The sequence below is a fragment of the Paenibacillus sp. FSL L8-0436 genome (assembly GCF_038593025.1).
Lineage (GTDB): Bacteria > Bacillota > Bacilli > Paenibacillales > Paenibacillaceae > Paenibacillus_AQ.
Window position 1 is genome coordinate 2092797 of record NZ_CP151955.1, and the last position, 17785, is coordinate 2110581.

7 protein-coding genes are annotated in these 17785 nt (G+C 49.0%); 6 read left to right on the top strand and 1 reads right to left on the bottom strand.

What is annotated here, in order from left to right; all coding sequences use genetic code 11:
* The first annotated feature begins 554 nt into the window (after nucleotides 1-554).
* A complete protein-coding gene (locus NSS79_RS09485; protein ID WP_342439155.1) occupies nucleotides 555-8147 on the top strand; it encodes a pullulanase in 7593 nt (2530 codons plus the stop codon).
* 94 nt (nucleotides 8148-8241) lie between these two features.
* Here NSS79_RS09485 and NSS79_RS09490 read toward each other — a convergent pair whose 3' ends face one another.
* Nucleotides 8242-9987 carry an alpha-glycosidase gene (locus NSS79_RS09490; RefSeq protein ID WP_076113090.1) on the bottom strand — a complete coding sequence of 582 codons (1746 nt, stop codon included), beginning with the start codon at nucleotides 9985-9987 and terminating at the stop codon, nucleotides 8242-8244.
* Between the two features lie 781 nt (nucleotides 9988-10768).
* Here NSS79_RS09490 and NSS79_RS09495 point away from each other — a divergent pair.
* From NSS79_RS09495 to NSS79_RS09515, 5 genes are all read left to right on the top strand, one after another.
* Complete coding sequence (locus NSS79_RS09495) at nucleotides 10769-12106, top strand: maltose ABC transporter substrate-binding protein (protein WP_076113091.1); 1338 nt, start codon at nucleotides 10769-10771, stop codon at nucleotides 12104-12106.
* Between the two features lie 110 nt (nucleotides 12107-12216).
* On the top strand, nucleotides 12217-13533 hold the full coding sequence (locus NSS79_RS09500; RefSeq protein ID WP_076113092.1) for a sugar ABC transporter permease: 1317 nt from the start codon (nucleotides 12217-12219) through the stop codon (nucleotides 13531-13533).
* Nucleotides 13530-14375, top strand: a complete 846-nt coding sequence (locus NSS79_RS09505; RefSeq protein WP_076113093.1) for a sugar ABC transporter permease — start codon at nucleotides 13530-13532, stop codon at nucleotides 14373-14375. The genes NSS79_RS09500 and NSS79_RS09505 overlap by 4 nt, the downstream gene beginning before the upstream one ends.
* Nucleotides 14376-14635: 260 nt before the next feature.
* Nucleotides 14636-16747 (top strand): methyl-accepting chemotaxis protein, encoded by a 2112-nt coding sequence (locus NSS79_RS09510; RefSeq protein WP_076113094.1) that lies wholly within the window; start codon nucleotides 14636-14638, stop codon nucleotides 16745-16747.
* A 192-nt stretch (nucleotides 16748-16939) separates the two neighbouring features.
* Nucleotides 16940-17638: a thioesterase domain-containing protein gene (locus tag NSS79_RS09515; protein ID WP_076113095.1), complete on the top strand. Its 699-nt coding sequence runs from the start codon at nucleotides 16940-16942 to the stop codon at nucleotides 17636-17638.
* The last annotated feature ends 147 nt before the right edge of the window (nucleotides 17639-17785 follow it).

Genomic DNA, 17785 nt, shown 5'->3' on the forward strand with positions numbered 1-17785 from the left:
ATAAGGGCTAGAACCTTCGCTTTAAATTTGCACATTTCCACAAATGAAATGGAAAAATATAAAAAATATTTGTATATGATGTAAAAATGCTGCCGGGTAAGCTGAAATGTAAAGTCATACAATGCGCAAACGGTTTTTCTTTAAAAGTCTTACGCTACATATGTTTATTCTATTATTGATGATGCAAATCTGTGCAATAAATGGCATTACTGCAGGCCTATTAGTATGAACTTTCTGTCCCGGCTGACGGGTGATTTAGCAATTTATTTTTTTGGTTGACAACAAGTTGAGACTAAGATTAGTATGTTAAACAAGGTATAAAAGCGCTTACAAGCGCTTATTTTGTGCAACATGTCTGCTGCACAAAATAAAGTTTGCAGTGAATGTGTAGGTTTGTTATTTTTGCAAACGTTTGCGCAATGAATTCAAAATTGAAATCTATAAGGGGGTGTCATTCCATCAGGCTTTAGAAGCATGAAATGTTGGATCAAGGAATAAGAAATCAGTGTTATCTCTGTTCAGGAATCGAATGCAAATATGGGGGGATTGAAGGAATGAAATTGGCTTTATGGGGTAAAAAGGCTTTTGCCATCAGTATGATCCTTATTCTTGTGTGCTCTTACTTTACAGGGTACACGGCAAAAGTGGATGCAGCCACATCCAAAGTTGTGCTTGTAGGCGACCTCCAGTCAGAATTGTCTGCTGGTTCAGGGCAAGTGGAAGACTGGTCACCAGATGCAACAGTCACTCAGATGACCTACACAAACAATGGTACTTATGTCTTTACAGGCACGCTGCCGGCAGGGACCTATAAGTACAAGGTAGCCCTTAACGGCACCTGGGACGAAAGCTATGGATACAGCAGTTATACCCATACTGAAGGAACCGATGACGGCGGCAACATCGTGATTACATTGGCTGCTGAAACAACGGTTACCTTCTATTTCAACGAGATTACCCAAAAAATTGCCGACTCGACGTATTACTCGCCAATAGCAGACAACAGACTGCCGCGGCTGGTGGGTACTCTGCAAAGTGAGCTTGGCGATGCGGGCGATTCCTCGCCAGCCGACGCGAAGACGACATTGTCCGATCCGAACTTTGATAATGTATATGAGCGGACGGCTGATCTTCCTAAAGGCGACTATTCGTACAGCGTCTTTGTGCCGGGAGCAACCCCGCAGGAGGATAAGTCTTATCCTGAGCATGAACAGGCCTTGAATCTGCCAGCGGATCTGCCGGTCACCTTCAAATACAACGCGGCGGATCATGCTGTCAGTGCCAAATTTACGGCTCCGGTTGTTCCGGGTAACAATGCCCCTGTACCCGATGGGCATATGCGGGTTCACTACCAACGTACAGCCGGTGATTATACGGATCAGGGTTTATGGCTCTGGGATGATGTAGCTGCACCTTCCTCCGGGTGGCCTGCGGGTGCCACACCATTCCCTGAAGGTCAAACTGATTCTTATGGGGCGTATACTGACGTGCCGCTTAAGGCAGGAGCCAAAAAAGTCTCCTTCTTAGTCGTCAACCGCAACAATCAGGCCAAAGACGGCGGCGACAAGCTGTTCACAATCAATACTCCGCAAGCGAATGAAATCTGGATCAAGGAAGGTTCGGATCAGGTGACGCCGTATGAGCCGGCAGTAATTCCTGCGAATACCGTCCGGATTCATTACATGAGAGGCGACAATCATCAAAGCCAGTACGGTTTATGGCTGTGGGATGATGTCGCAACAGCACCGGTTAACTGGCCGTCGGATGCTGCTCCGTTTCTCCCTGAGAATGTGGACCGCTTCGGTGCGTATATCGATATTCCGCTGAAAGAAAATGCCAAGAAAATTGGCTTCCTTATCGTTAACCCGACAAACGAGGACAAGGACGGCGGCGATAAAGCTTTCAGCCTGCTGGACCGTTACAATCAGCTGTGGGTAAAAGAAGGGGATAACAATGTCTATGTTTCTCCGTTCGGGGAACAACCGGTAGGACTCGTGTCGGCTGAAGTACTATCGACCAGCAAAATCCTTCTGGGCTTCACCTTAACCGACGGTTTAGATGCTGCTGCATTAAAAGCTGGAATTACCGTCAAGGACAAAGAAGGTACAGCTGTCCCGGTAAATGCAGTAACCATTAAGAGCCCGACTTCCATTGAGGTGGATACAGCAGCTTTTGACCTGGGTAAAACGCCGCTGAGTGTATCTTTTTCCGGTAAAACGGTGTCTGCTTCCGGCGGCTGGAGAATGATCGATGAAATGTACAATTATACAGGGGACGACCTTGGGGCTGAATATAATGCGGCTGAGAAATCGGCCACGCTCAAGTTATGGGCTCCTGTGGCCAGTTCTGTTGTGGCAAATGTGTACGATAAGAGTGATGCAACTAAGCTTGTCGGCCATATCAGTCTGACTAAGGGCGAACAAGGCGTTTGGTCTGCGAAGCTGAAGGCATCTGATTTAACAGGCGCTCCCGGGGAGTCAGATGTAAGCGGATACTATTATCAATATGAAGTTACCAATGACGGGGTTATGAAGCAGGTGCTTGATCCGTACGCCAAGTCCATGGCTGTGTTCACTGTGGATACCACAGGTGCTGCGGGCGCTGGCGGAGATACAGTGGGTAAAGCGGCCATCGTTGACCTGAGCCGGACCAATCCGGCTAACTTCCATGAGGCAGATATCGCCGGTTATGAACAACGCGAGGATGCCGTCATCTATGAAGTCCATGTCCGTGATTTCACGTCGGATATTTCAATCGAAAGCAGTCTGGGCGGCGAACGCTGGGGCACCTATGCCGCTTTTGAGAAGAAGCTGGATTATATTAAATCTTTGGGCGTAACCCATATTCAGCTGATGCCTGTAATGGCATGGTATAACGGCGACGAGACGAAGATGGGACAAAGAGAAAGTGAATATTCAGCGCAAAATAATCAGTACAACTGGGGATATGATCCGCATAGCTACTTCTCCCCGGATGGCGCATATTCACAGAATCCTGCCGATCCAGAACTGCGGATCAAGGAGCTTAAAGGGCTTATCGACGCAGTGCATGAGGCCGGGATGGGCGTCGTTCTGGATGTTGTCTATACCCATATGGCGAAGAAGGAATTCTTGAACGATATCGTGCCTAATTATTATGCGTTCCAGGATGCAAACGGCAACTTTATCGGCGGTTTCGGCAACAACCTGGCGACAAACCATAAGATGGCGGAGAAGCTGATGGTGGATTCCGTCAAGTACTGGTTCAGTGAATACAAAATCGACGGCATGCGCTGGGACATGATGGGAGATGCCACGGCAGATGCTGTGCAGGCTGCCTATGATGCCGCAGCAGCCATTAACCCGCAGGCGCTGTTCATCGGCGAGGGCTGGAAAACGTTCGGCGGAGCTGCTTCCGATCCTTCTCTTGCAGGTAAAGGCGCGGATCAGGATTGGATGAATAAGACGGATAGTGTCGGCGTATTCTCCGATGAATTCCGCAATGAATTGAAATCAGGTTATGGTTCGGAAGGTGAACCGAGGTTTATTACGGGCGGGGCACGTTCCATTGAGACGATACTGGACAATATTAAAGGCCAGCCGTCCAATATCCCGGCGGATGATCCGGGGGATATCGTGCCGTACATTGAAGCCCATGACAATCTGACACTGCATGATGTAATTGCGCAGTCCATCAAGAAAGATCCGGCAATTCCCGGGAACGAGCTGGAAATACAGAAGCGGATCAGGCTCGGTAACATGCTGATATTCACTTCCCAGGGTACCTCCTTCCTGCAGGCAGGCCAGGAGTATGGACGCACCAAGCAGTGGAAGGCAGATACTATTCCTGAGCAAAAAGCTACAGAGCTAAAGGACGCAAACAATAATTCATTCGGGTATTTCATTCATGATTCCTATGATTCATCGGATGCGGTCAACATGTTCGATTGGTCCAAGGTAACCGATGAAGTGAACTTCCCGGTGCAGAACATGACCAAAGATTATACCTCAGGCCTCATTAAGCTGAGAAAGTCTACAGATGCATTCCGTCTGGGCGACATGAGTCTGGTGGATTCTAATGTCAGCCTGATTCCGGCGCCGGAAATGAAGGAGACCGGTCTTGTGATCGGGTACAAGAACAAGGCCACTGATGGCACCGGCATCTATTATGTGTTCATGAATGGCGACAATGTATCCCGAACGCTGACACTTTCCGAGGATTTAACAGGCGGCAGCGTACTGGCCGATGATGACGAAGCGGGTACTGAAGTTATCCCTGCTGCAGCCCAGTCCGGTTTTGCATTAACGGCTACGTCCATTGAACTGCAGCCGTTGACTGCTGTAATTATCAAGATGGATGCCGCAGCAGCTGTGCTGAGTTCTCTGGAAACGGACAGCAGCAGCTACTCACTGCAAATTGGCAGCACACATCAATCGGTTGTATATGCTAAATATGATGACGGCAGCAAACGGTCGGTTACGAATACTGCCACCTATATTTCCGATAAACCGGAAGTGGCTGCCGTTACAAGCAAAGGTCTCGTAAAGGGGCTCAAGGCTGGAACAGCCAACCTTACCATTACCTATGGCGGAAAAACAACGAAGGTAACCGTGAAGGTAACGAAAGAGCCGGTGGATAGCAAACGTTATGTCCAATTGACCTATGTCCGTGACGACAAGGATTATACGGATTGGAATCTCTGGATATGGAACACTGGAGTTATAAATGATCAAATTGATTTCACAACGTTTAAGGATGGTAAAGCCAGTGTTCTGATTGAGGTGGCGCCAAATGCCACAAGCGTGGGTTTCGTACTGCGCAAAGGAACGGACTGGAATACGGGCAAACAAGACTACCCGGATGACCGTGTTATTCCGCTTACCCCGGGTGAAAATTTCACCAAGGTCATTGTGACCAGTATGGTGAAGGAGCTTGACATCAAGCCGGTTATTAGCGGTCCGGTCATGAAGGACGGAACGATTACCTTCAAGTACCGTGATGACGAGCTTTTCCGCAGCGGCAACATGGAATCTATCAGCGAGGTCAAAGTGAAAGTAAACGGCAAAGAATACCCGATGGTGTATGATCCGTCGAGTGAGTGGTTCAGTTATCAACTGACTGGTGTGGAAGAAGGAACGTATAAGTATACCTTCCTGATCACTAAGGATGGAGTTACTGAAGAACTCACCGATCCGAAAAATACGGTGAACGGTGAATCGGTTGCCGTATATCATCGTCCAGACGTTACAGTCAGTGCAAAAGTTCAACCGGAAGCTGTCACATCGAGTGAAAATGCCATTGTGACTGTCAGTGCAGCCTCCGAAGAAGCTGTAACCTATACGCATGGATTCATGGATCTGACTGCCATTGGGGGTCCAAGCGAAGTGAAGCTCGATACCGGGCTCATGAAACAGACCATTGCGGTGAAGGATACCGTAGCCGCGGGCATCAAAACCATTCCGGTCACGCTTATTGACCAGTACGGAAATACGCATAAAGGCAGCACCTCCATTGAAGTGAAAGCCAGAACCTATACGGGAGCCAAGCTGGATTTCGATTGGGATGAGGCACGGATCTATTTTGCCCTGACCGACCGCTTCAAGGATGGTGACCTCACCAACAATGAGAACGTCGATAAAACACATCTTGAAGCCTACCACGGCGGAGACTTCCGCGGGATGATCAACAGTCTGGACTACCTTCAACAGCTGGGGATCAACACGCTCTGGATTTCGCCGATTGTCGACAACATTGATTTCAATAAGGGGGTTGATTTCGGCGGTACGCAGCATGCTTACCATGGATACTGGGCCAAGGATTTCACCCAACTGGATGAACATCTTGGCGATATGGCGACCTTCCGCGAACTGATTGAGAAGGCACATGACAAGGGTATCAAAATCATGGTTGACGTTGTGCTGAATCATGCAGGCTATGGTTTGGAAGCAGAGGATAACTATCCGGCCGTTACCGCAGAGGATAAAGCGCGCTTTGAGGGCATGCTCCGTACGGACGGTATATCGGCCGATACTGACCCGATCAAGGGAGAGCTTGCCGGCTTGCCGGACTTCAAAACGGAAGATCCTGCAGTTCGTGCGAAAATTATTGAGTGGCAAACGGGCTGGCTGGACAACGCACGGACAGCGCGTGGCGATACCATCGACTATTTCCGTGTGGATACCATTAAGCATGTGGAAGATACGACATGGAAAGCATTCAAAAATGCGCTGACAGCAATTGATCCCGACTTCAAACTGGTCGGTGAATACTACGGAGGCACCATTGACAGCGATGGCGGCATGCTGCAAACCGGGCAAATGGACGGCTTGCTGGATTTCGGCTTCAAGAATGCGGCGAGAGATTTCACGAACGGCAAAATCAGTGATGTGGATGCTTACCTTCAGGACCGTGAATCGAAGATTGACAATACCCGGATGATGGCTCAGTTCTTGAGCAGCCATGACGAGAACGGCTTCCTGTCTGACTATGTGGACGGGGACAAAGGCAAGCTGAAAATCGCTGCCGCTCTGCAGATTACAGCTAAAGGACAGCCAGTTATTTACTATGGTGAAGAACTCGGACGTTCAGGCAGAAATGCCGGAGACATGTCGAAGGGAGAATTCAGCGAAAACCGTTCGGATATGCCGTGGGATCAGCTTACTGCTGAGCAGGGTCTTCACGACCACTATCAGAAGCTGCTGAATATCCGTGCCAAATACTCTGCGGTATATGCTAAGGGTACACGTACGAAGCTGGCAGGTTCGGATGAACTAGGATATTTGGCTTTTGACAAGCAGTACGGTTCCCAAAATATTGTGACGCTCATCAACACCAGCACGAAGGCTGTAACTGCAAGTATTCCAGTGCCGTACACAGCATTTGCTTCTGTAATAGATGAGTACAGCGGCAGAACCTATGCCGTATCATCCGACCGGAAAGTAACGCTTGAGCTCCCGGGCAGAGATGAGGGAGGAACCGTTATTCTGGCGGTGGTATCTGATGGAACGCCGGGACCTGTACCCACTCCGACACCGACACCAGCACCAACGCCAACAACAACTGCAGATCCGCAAAGCATTGGGGTAGACAGTTTGAAAAACGGCAAGGATGGCAAGGTGGAAGTGCAGGTTGCTGCAGGCAAGCAATCAGTGCTCATACCGATTCAGGCAGCGGGCGTCCTCGGAACAAATGATTTGGTGCTTCATATGGGCGGCATTTCTGTAACCCTGCCTAGTGCAGTGCTGAGCGGGATTCTAGGAAGCTTGTCCGGGACTGAGGGGGAGGGTGCGCACATTCTGTTCGCAACCAGTCCGCTTCAAGGCAATGCGGCAGACACCTTCCTGGCCGGGCTGAAGCTTCAGGATACCAGAGTGACCGCTGCATCGGATGTATATGAGTTTACACTGCATATTGTCAAAAAAGACGGCACCCGTATTCCGGTTACGACCTTTAAAGCGCCGGTTACGCTTGCTTTCAAAATTACCGGCAATCCGGATAAAGATCTGCTCGGTATCTATGTTCTGGGCGATAGCGGAAGTGTGGCATATGCGGGTGGAACCTTGAACGGGAATGTCATTACGGCACAAGTTACGCATTTCAGCAAATATGCGGCACTTGAGCTCGACAAGACATTTAAGGATGTTCCGGCAGCCAATTGGGCGGCAGCGGCGATTAAATCGCTTAGCGCCAAACAAATCGTTACGGGTGTTACCTCTTCCGAATTCAAACCAAAGAGCAATGTCAGCCGCGCGGAATTTACCGCACTGCTGGTTCGTGCGCTTGGTGTGACTGTGGAAGGTCAGGCTGCATTCGCTGATGTGAAGCCTGATGCCTGGTACTCTTCGTACGTGGCAACAGCAGTTAGCCGGGGAATTGTGACCGGACGAAGCCAAGAGAGCTTTGCGCCAAATGCTGCCATCAGCCGCGAGGAAATGGCCGTTATGGTTATTCGTGCGCTGGAAGTCAAACAAGGTAAGAAGGTTGAGGTGGCCTCCGGGACAACCCGGTTTGCAGATGCTTCCGGCATCAGTGCCTGGGCGGGCTCTTATGTAAATGCCGCTGCAGAGCTGGGGTTAGTGCAAGGAAAAGCCGATCATAAGTTTGCTCCCAAAGAGCTGATGACCCGCGCTGAAAGCGCACAAGTGATCTACAATCTGCTTGGCAAATAAATAGCCACATAACGAAAACGGCACTCTTCATCGCGAAGAGTGCCGTTTTTTATTTATGAATGATATCAGGTCTGGATTGAATTGATGGAGCTTGTTATACTACCGCCTTAATGACGGTATAGCCGTATGCTGGCAGCTTAATTGACAGCTTGCCACGCTCAGCGCGCAAGGATTCGCCAGTGAACAGGTTCTCCCATTGACGTTCTTCTACGCCAATGTGGAAAGTCTGGCCTGTCCCTTCTGTGTTCATCAGTACGATGATAATATCATCGCCAAGACTGCGTTCATAAGCCAGCTTGCTGCCCTGCGGGGCCGCCTCCAGGAAGGTGAGGGCGCCGGTGCGGAGTGCAGGATGGCTGCCGCGGATCTCAATCAGCTTGCGGAAAAAGCCGAACAGCTCGCGGTCCTGCTTCTCGGGATCCCACTCCATGCATTTGCGGCAGCCCGGATCGCCTTCGCCATCCATGCCAATTTCAGCGCCGTAGTAGATGCACGGCGTGCCCATAAAGGTGAACTGGAACAATGTGGCCAGTTTCAGCTTGTTCTTGTCTCCTCCGGCCAAGGTCAAGAGGCGCGGTGTATCATGGCTGTCCAGCAGATTGAAGGCCACTTCACTGGCCTGCAGCGGGTAACGCGACAGCTGCTTGCCGATGGCATTGGCAAAAGCTTCGGCGTCAAGCGTGCCGGAGACGAAGAAATCAATTACGGCATCGGTGAATGGATAGTTCATTACCGCATCGAATTTATCACCTTCCAGCCAAGGGGCAGATTCATGCCAGATTTCACCCAAAATATAAGCTTCGGGATTTGCGCGTTTTACTACTTTGCGGAAGTCGCGCCAGAATTCATGATCGACCTCATTGGCAACGTCCAGACGCCAGCCGTCAAGGCCTACCTCACGAATCCAGTATTCAGCTACATTCAGCAAATATTCTTTAACTTCAGGATTCTCTGTATTCAGCTTTGGCATCAGCGGTTCGAAGGCAAAGGAATCATAATTCGGGATGTTGTCCACCACCTGCAGCGGGAATTCGCGGACATGGAACCAGTCCTTGTAGCGGGAGTTCTCTCCGTTCTCCAGCACATCAACGAATGGGGCAAAGGTTCTGCCTGAATGATTGAACACGGCGTCCAGCAGCACGCGAATGCCGCGTTCATGGCAGGCATCGACGAGTTTTTTGAGTGTCTTCACATCACCGAAATGCGGATCAACCTTCATATAGTCCTCTGTATCATACTTATGGTTGGTAGTCGCCGCGAAGATGGGAGTGAAATAGATGCCGGTAATGCCAAGCTCGGTCAAATGATCCAGATGGTCAATGACTCCTTGAAGATCTCCGCCGAAGAAATTTTCCGGTGTAGGCGTACTGCCCCATGGCTGCACATTCTCTGGATTCAGACTGGGATCACCGTTCGCAAAGCGCTCCGGAAAGATCTGATAGAAGACAGCGTCCTTCACCCATGCCGGCGGTGCGAACACATCTACAGGGTTTATGTACGGAAATTCAAACAGCCGGTTCGGATTCGCCGGACGTTCTGTCTGAAAGTCGCTTTCCGTCATCCAGATCCGCTCATGACCTTTTTGCAGCAGGAAACCGTATTTCAGCCTGCGGTACAGGGGAACCGACTCGCATTCCCAATAATCAAACATCGCATCCGAAGTGAAAAGCTTCATCGGAATCAATTCTTTAGTAGCATCCCAGGCATATTTATCGCCGGCCCAGGCGAACACCTCTGTCAAATCTCCCTTTTTGGCACGTAGACGAAGATGGATGGTTTGGCGGTCATAGGCATAAGACCAATTCAAGCGTGGACGGTGGTATACAGCTTCCAATAACATGATAATTCCTCCTAAAAAGTTGGTTTGTGTTGTGGAATCCCAATTGCAGAACTAAGACGGTGCATTATGCGCAATTTGCATGAAGTGGATATATAAGGAACTTAAGGGGTGATATACGGACATGTGCCCGCGGTGCGCAAACATTGTGCCACGATTGCACAATATCGCCCTTACATTCGCCCATAGCAAAGAGGCACAACCGCCGCCGAAGAGATAGTTCCGAGGTTGTACCTGTGTCAAGTAACATTGCCTTTTAGTTATAAAAGAACAAAGGGCGGATGCTTCTGCTGCTTCCAACAGATCAAGCTGCTCATAATGGTTTGGATTATAGCACGGAATAAATAGCCGTTCAATACTATTGTTCAAACCATTGCACAATTATTCACTTGCGATCAGGTTCTTTTACGGTGACCTGATTTTCAAAAAATTCTTTAGAGGAGATAAGTGTGGCTATAAATTGTTTATAAAAACAAATGATTGACTTGAGATTGAAGAAAACAAAAGAAAATAAGAGTAATCTTGCGAATAAGGGATATATTGTATTATGATCATGGATAAATAACCGAAAATGGACGAATATACCATGTGCAAACGTTTTAACAATTAAGATTCCTGTTGTATTATAAATTAAGTAATGAAGCGCTTTCTAGAACTTGACTAAAGCGGATACAGAAGGTTGAAAGAATAAAACAGACATTTTTTTTGGATCTTCTGAAATCGTTTGCGCAAGTTCTGCAGGATCATTGTTGGCAAGCGTACACAAATTAGGAGGGGTTAAAGCATGAAGTTGAAAAAGCTTATGGTTCTTACCGCCGCAGCGTCTATGGCACTTTCTGTTACTGCCTGCGGATCTAACAACAACGGAAATAACGGGGGCAGCAACTCAACCGCAACGAACGCACCATCAGAAAGCACGGCTCCGGCCGGAAACGCAGGCACAGACAACACTGGCGCCGAAACCACACAAATCACCCCGGAAGATGGCGCAACCCTGACCGTATGGGAAAGTAAGGAAGAAAGAGCCTTTACAGACGCAATCGCGAAGGAATTCACTGAAAAATACAATGTTCCGGTAAAAATTGAAGAGTTGTCACCGGTACAGCAAGTTACCAAGCTGTCCCAAGACGGTCCTTCCGGTTTGGCTGCCGACGTTATTCTGATTCCGCATGACAACCTGGGCAGAGCAGCAAGTGCACAGCTTTTGCTTCCAAACGATGTGTTCGAGCAAGAAACAGTAAAGAACAATACAGAATCCTCGATTACCGGTGCCAGCTATGACGGTCTCCTGTACGGCTACCCGCGTGCAGCTGAAACTTATGCTTTGTACTACAATAAGTCCCTTGTTACTGAAGCGCCTAAGAGCTTTGATGATGTACTCGCCTTCGGCAAAACCTTCACCGACAAATCCAAAAACCGGTATGGAATCATGTGGGAAGTCGGCAACATGTATTTCGACTATCCGTTCATCGCTTCCAACGGCGGTTATCTCTTCGGGGATAAAGGCACGAACAAAGACGATATCGGGATCAATACCGACGGCGCAATCCAAGGCTTGAGTGAATTTAAGAAACTGAAAGAAATTCTGCCAATCAACAGTGGCGATATTAACCCGGATATTAAGCGCAGTCTCTTCAACTCCGGCGATGTCGCAATGGATATCAACGGACCTTGGGAACTGGCCGGATACAAAAAGGCTCTGGGCGACAATCTGGGACTGACACCGCTGCCGACTGTCGGTGGAAAAACTGCCATCTCCTTGGCCGGCTTCAAGATCTTCGCGGTTAACGCGTATACGCAATATCCAAATGCCGCCAAGCTCTATGCTGAGTTCGCTTCCAGCAAGGATGCCCAGCTTAAGCTGAACAAACTGGTCGGATCGATTCCAACCAATTTGGAGGCTCTGGAAGACCCGCAAATCAAGGATGACCCTTATGTATCCGTTTTTGCTGAACAGGCTAACAACTCCCAGCCAATGCCTTCCATTCCTGAAATGGGCAATGTATGGAGTCCTGTAAATGCAGCCCTGCCGGAAATCTGGGACAAAGGCGTAGACCCTAAGACTGCAATGGACAAAGCAGCCCAACAGATCAAAGATCTGAACAACGGCGCTTCGAAGTAAACATCTGCAGGTCTATTCCAACAGTCAGTATATTTATGAAATCAAATCACCCGCCGCCTGGTAGCGGCGGGCGATTCTCTGATTTCCCAGGAGAGGAGAACGGAAGGGAAATGCAGCGACACCATACTAGAACAGCAACGATACTGTCTACATTGTTTATGGGATTGGGACAAATATATAACCGCCAATTTATCAAAGGTTTTATTTTTTTGATTGTAGAGGCATTAAGCTTAGTTTACTTTATTGAGAAGCTGGGACGGGCGTTCTGGGGTATCGTTACCTTGGGTACAACCTCCCAACATTTTGAGAAGGTCAAAGGGATTGCCAGATTGGTCAAAGGTGATCATTCTATATTTATTCTAATTCAGAGTTTGATTACAATTATATTCTTTGTTCTGTTTCTGCTTGCGTGGTATATGAACATTCGAGATGCCCAAAAGACTGGAGCTGCGCGAGACGCAGGCCATACTCCGGCTACATTTAAACAGAGCATCCGTTATATCCTCGATTACAAGTTTGCGCAGACATTTCTTATCCTGCCGTCTGTAGGTATTCTGTTATTTACAGTAATGCCGATCATCTTCATGATCATGCTGGCGTTTACGAACTATGCCGCGCCTAACCATATGCCTCCGGCCAAGCTGGTAGATTGGGTTGGCTTTGAAACATTCCGTAATCTGGTGGTACTTAAATCATGGAGCCAGACCTTTTACGGGGTACTTACTTGGACTATTATCTGGGCGATCTTGTCTACGGTTACTACCTATTTCGGCGGTATGCTGGTCGCGATGCTAGTCAGCCAGAAAGGCATTCGTTTCAAGGGCTTCTGGAGAGCTATTCTGATTGTTCCATATGCTATTCCGCAGATGATCTCCCTTCTGCTCATGCGTAACCTGTTCAACGGCCAGTTTGGTCCAGTTAACCAATATCTAAAATTTTTCGGGCTCGGTGGCCTTCCTTGGCTAACGGATCCATTCTGGGCCAAAGTAACGGTTATCGTGGTTAACTTGTGGGTCGGTATTCCGGTATCCATGCTGCTGATTATGGGGGTTCTGACAACGATTCCGCGCGATATGTATGAAGCGGCCGAAGTGGATGGGGCGACCAACTACCAGAAATTCCGCATCATAACATTGCCTATGGTGCTGTTCTCGACGGCGCCTACACTGATTGCCCAGTTTGCAGGCAACATCAATAACTTTAATGCGATCTTCCTGTTAACAGGCGGTAGTCCCCCAAATGGGGATTATCAGTACGCCGGTTCCACCGACTTGCTCGTGACGTGGCTTTACAAGCTCACGCTTGACCAGAACAAATATAACATGGCATCTGCGGTCGGAATCATTATCTTCTTGATCGTAGCCAGCTTCTCGCTTTACAATTACCGGCGGTCGAAATCATTCCAGGAGGAGGACATGATCCAATGAGCGGAGCAAAAATTAAAACAAAAATACGGCTCGGATTAAGTTATTTGATGTTGCTGATTCTGTCTGTTACAGCACTCTATCCTGCCATTTGGATTCTGTTATCGTCGCTGCGGCCGGGCAAATCCCTTTACAGTAAAACACTGATTCCTGAAACGTTTACGCTTGAACATTACCGGGCGCTATTCTATGATAACACCCTGCTGTTCCCTACCTGGTGGCTTAATACGTTTAAGATTGCCTTGTTCTCAATGATCCTGGGCGTTTTCTTGACATTGCTTACAAGCTATGCAGTTTCCCGGTTCAGATTCAAGGCGCGGAAGACCACCATGTCCGGACTGCTGGTGCTTGGAATGTTTCCAGGCTTCATGAGTATGATTGCCATCTATTTGCTGCTGAAAGAGTTTGATCTGCTGGATAAACATCTGGCTCTGATTATCGTATATGCAGCCGGTGCTCCGCTAGGCGGGACTCTAATCGCGAAAGGGTTCCTCGATACGATACCGCGTTCGCTGGACGAAGCTGCCCGCATTGACGGAACAAGTAACTTTGGAATCTTCTGGAGAATTATTCTGCCTTTGTCGAGACCGATGATTACCTACATGGCGCTTACCCAATTTGTCGGACCGTGGGTTGACTTTATCTTTGCAAGACTCATTCTGCGGACCAAGGATAAATGGACCGTTGCCGTCGGTATGTGGGACATGGTGGATTCGAATCAGAACTCCAATTTCACGACTTTTGCGGCAGGCGCTGTACTGATCTCTATTCCGATCATGATTCTCTTTGGCTTCTTGCAAAAATTGCTCGTCGAAGGGTTGACGGCTGGGGCGAGCAAGGGTTAATCAGGCCCTTTGCCACTTTGCGCGATTTAACGAAAACAAGGTACAGCCTTCATTTGACTGCGAAGGGTGTACCTTGTCTTATGTATTTTTATTTAATTTATGGGGTTTAATAGCGGGGCCCTCGCAAAGGATCTGAACCGGCATCCAGGCAAATCACCACTTTGTGGAGTTATTCAGGGACTTCAGCTGGGCACCTAATTAGGTTTCAAGGATAAAACCCACTAATGTGGCGTTATTTTATTCTATGGGAGAGTAGACTTATGAAACGGCAGCGAAGCCTGCATCTGCAATCGGTTGGCGTCAAATTATTTGTAATCCTGTTCAGTACCATTCTGTTGTTGTCCTCCGTGCTTGGTTTGACTTCTTATTACGCCGCCAAAGGTATTATTACCGATGAAGTAGCTGCTGCTTCATCGCAAGCGATTGTCCAGGCCGCTGATAAACTGGATTTCCTCTTTGTCGAGTATGAAGCGCTCTCGCGGCAATTTGCCGTAGATCAGGCGCTCAAGGCAGATCTGGAGGCGGTAAATGATCCCGGTATCGGGATCGTGGCTAAGGTTGCCGCCGAAGGGCGTATCAACAGCAAGCTGGATGCAGTCAAAAGCTCCGATGATCGTCTATTGGGCATCCGGCTTGTTTCCCGCAGCCTCGCCGAAGTTGAATCTTATAAAACCTCGGGCATTACGGGGATCCGCACCGATGAAGGGATCCTGGCGAGATTCAAGCAGATTGACGAGGCCAAGGGCAATCCAGTGTGGTTCCCGGTCCGGCCGACGGGTTTCTTCGATACATACTCGGAAGCTTCTCTCACGATGGGACGGCTTCTGCGCAATATGCAAAATCCGCAAGCGGAATATTATATGCTGATTGAGATCAAGCGAAGCTCTCTCAACGACATGTTAGCGAATCTGCGCATCGGAGAAGACGGTGAGCTGCGCATCCTTGATGCTGACCGAGAGGTTGTGTATGCGAAGGATGATGCTCAATTGGAGCAGACCTCATTCATCAAGCCCTCGAGGGCAGAGGTCGAGCCGCAGCCGGGCCAAGAATTGGATCGTTCCTTTATGGCAGACGATGAAGCCGGAACAGAGCAACTGGCGGTGTACCAGCCGCTGACCACAGGTGGTTGGACACTGCTTGGCTATGCGCCGGTCAGTGATTTCACCAAGTCGGCCGAACGCCTGTTGTACATTACACTGCTCGTAGTACTCGCGGCGGCGCTGATTGCTCTCTTGATCGGCTATGTGCTGGTCCGTCTGATTGGCCGGCCGCTCGGTAAGCTGGCCCGGCTGATGGAGGAAGGGGAGCAAGGCAACCTTAATGTTCGTACCAACTTCAAGGGCCGCGATGAAATCGGCCGGCTTGGACATAGCTTCAACCAAATGATGGAGCAGATTTCCCGGCTGGCCGGCCAGAGCGGCGCTTCGGCGACAGAGGTTCTGGCGACATCCGAACAGCTGGTTCATGCTTCGGCAACGATCTCGGACCACGCCCGTGAGCTGGCGGTAGCCACGGATGAAATTGCCCAAGGTGCTGCCAGTCTGGCGGCGGAAGCCGAGAGCAGCAACCATGATGTGGAGCTGATGGGCGGCAAGATGCATGAGGTGGACCAGATTAACCGGGTAATGGATGCGGCAGCCGAGAAAGTGATCGCAGTCAGCGAGCAGGGAGCGGCGCTGATGAAGACACTGGTTGCACAAAGTGAGTCGACGGTGGAGATGATGCGGCTGATTGAAGAGAATTCGGCCAAGCTGCAGGAAAGCACTCATTTGATCCGCAATATTCTGGCGCCTATGATTGCCATGAACAAGCAGACCAATATTCTGGCGCTTAATGCTTCCATTGAAGCAGTCCGTGCCGGAGCGGCCGGCAGAGGCTTTATTGTTATCGCCGACGAAATCCGCGCCCTGGCCGGCCAGTCCAGCCAATCGATTGCCTCCGTCTCGCAAATTACGGAGGAGATCGGGCGGAGTATCGAGGACACCGTCAAGGTGGTGGGCGAAGCCGTGCCGCTGTTCAGCGAGCAGATCGGTTCGGTGCGGGAATCGTCTCAGATTTTCGCGGCTGTACGCAAGGAAATGGAAGACTTCATTGAATACCTGGGACAATCGTCGGCTGCGGTTTCTGAGTTGACCGTTTTCCAGGCACGTCTTGGCGAGTCGATGGGCAGTGTCCGTTCTGTGGTGCAGCAGACCAGTGCATCTACAGAGGAAGTGGCGGCGATGTCTTCGCGGCAATTGACGGTAAGCGGCGAACTGGTGGCGCTGTCCAAGCAGCTGGAGGAACTGGCAGAGAGCTTGAAGCAATCGCTGATATCTTTTCACGGACAAGCTGAAAATCCGCAAGCGGACAGTCCGGAACAAATGCAGTAGAGTTGTTCCGAAGAACCTCAATATTAGTTGTATATCTTTCCAGGCAGGCAGCGGATAGCTGAATTTCAGCAAGTTGCCACATATCAAGATTCCTCCAGCCCCGCTGATGCGGGCTGGAGGGGTCTAGTCTGGATATCCTCAGTTAATTGGAATTTTCTTTCAATTATTAATAAAACATGAAAGAGATGGACTATGAAATTATTCTGTATACCTTATGCAGGTGGTTCGGCCTTCTTCTACAGTCAATGGTCAAGCCATTTAAACGGAATCGCTGAGATTATTCCTGTGGAGTTAGCTGGCAGAGGCAGGAGAGTGCACGAGCCGTTTTATCGATCTTTTGAAGAAGCAGTTGAAGATATTACATCGATTATTGTGCCGCAATTAAGTGGAGCTCCCTATGGGATTTTCGGGCATAGCTTGGGGGCAAATCTTGCCTATGAAACGATTCATCAACTGAAAAGTGGGGGGTATAAGGAGCCTGATGTCGTTTTTTTCTCAGGAAGATCTGCTCCGCATGTACCAGACAAGGATGAAACTATCGTTCACACGCTCCCGGATGAAGAGTTTAAGCGGCACTTAATGGAATTAGGCGGAACGCCGCCGCAGTTTTTTGATAATACGGAATTGATGGATCTTTTTTTGCCTATTATCAGGTCGGATTTCCGGTTGTCAGAGACTCATATGTTCAAAGAAAGAAACAGTAAACTTGGGTGTGACGTCTACATATTCTTCGGTTACAAGGATGACACCTTGTCAGGAGATATAGAAGAGTGGGACCAAATATCTGATAACGCTTGCAAGTATGTTGGTTTTGATGGAGATCATTTTTTTATTCATAGTCATTCGCAATTGGTTATAGAGGCTCTTATGAAGGCTCTCAATTTCCGCTAATCGCAACAAGATGTGTTTTTACAACAAGAACCTATATTCCAGGCCAATCATCATACTGCCTAATTCGACCTCACTTTCTCAGATTGGTTTGCGGTTGCCTTCAGAAGCATGCAGTTCATTCAGAGTCAGCATAATTAATGAGGGGGA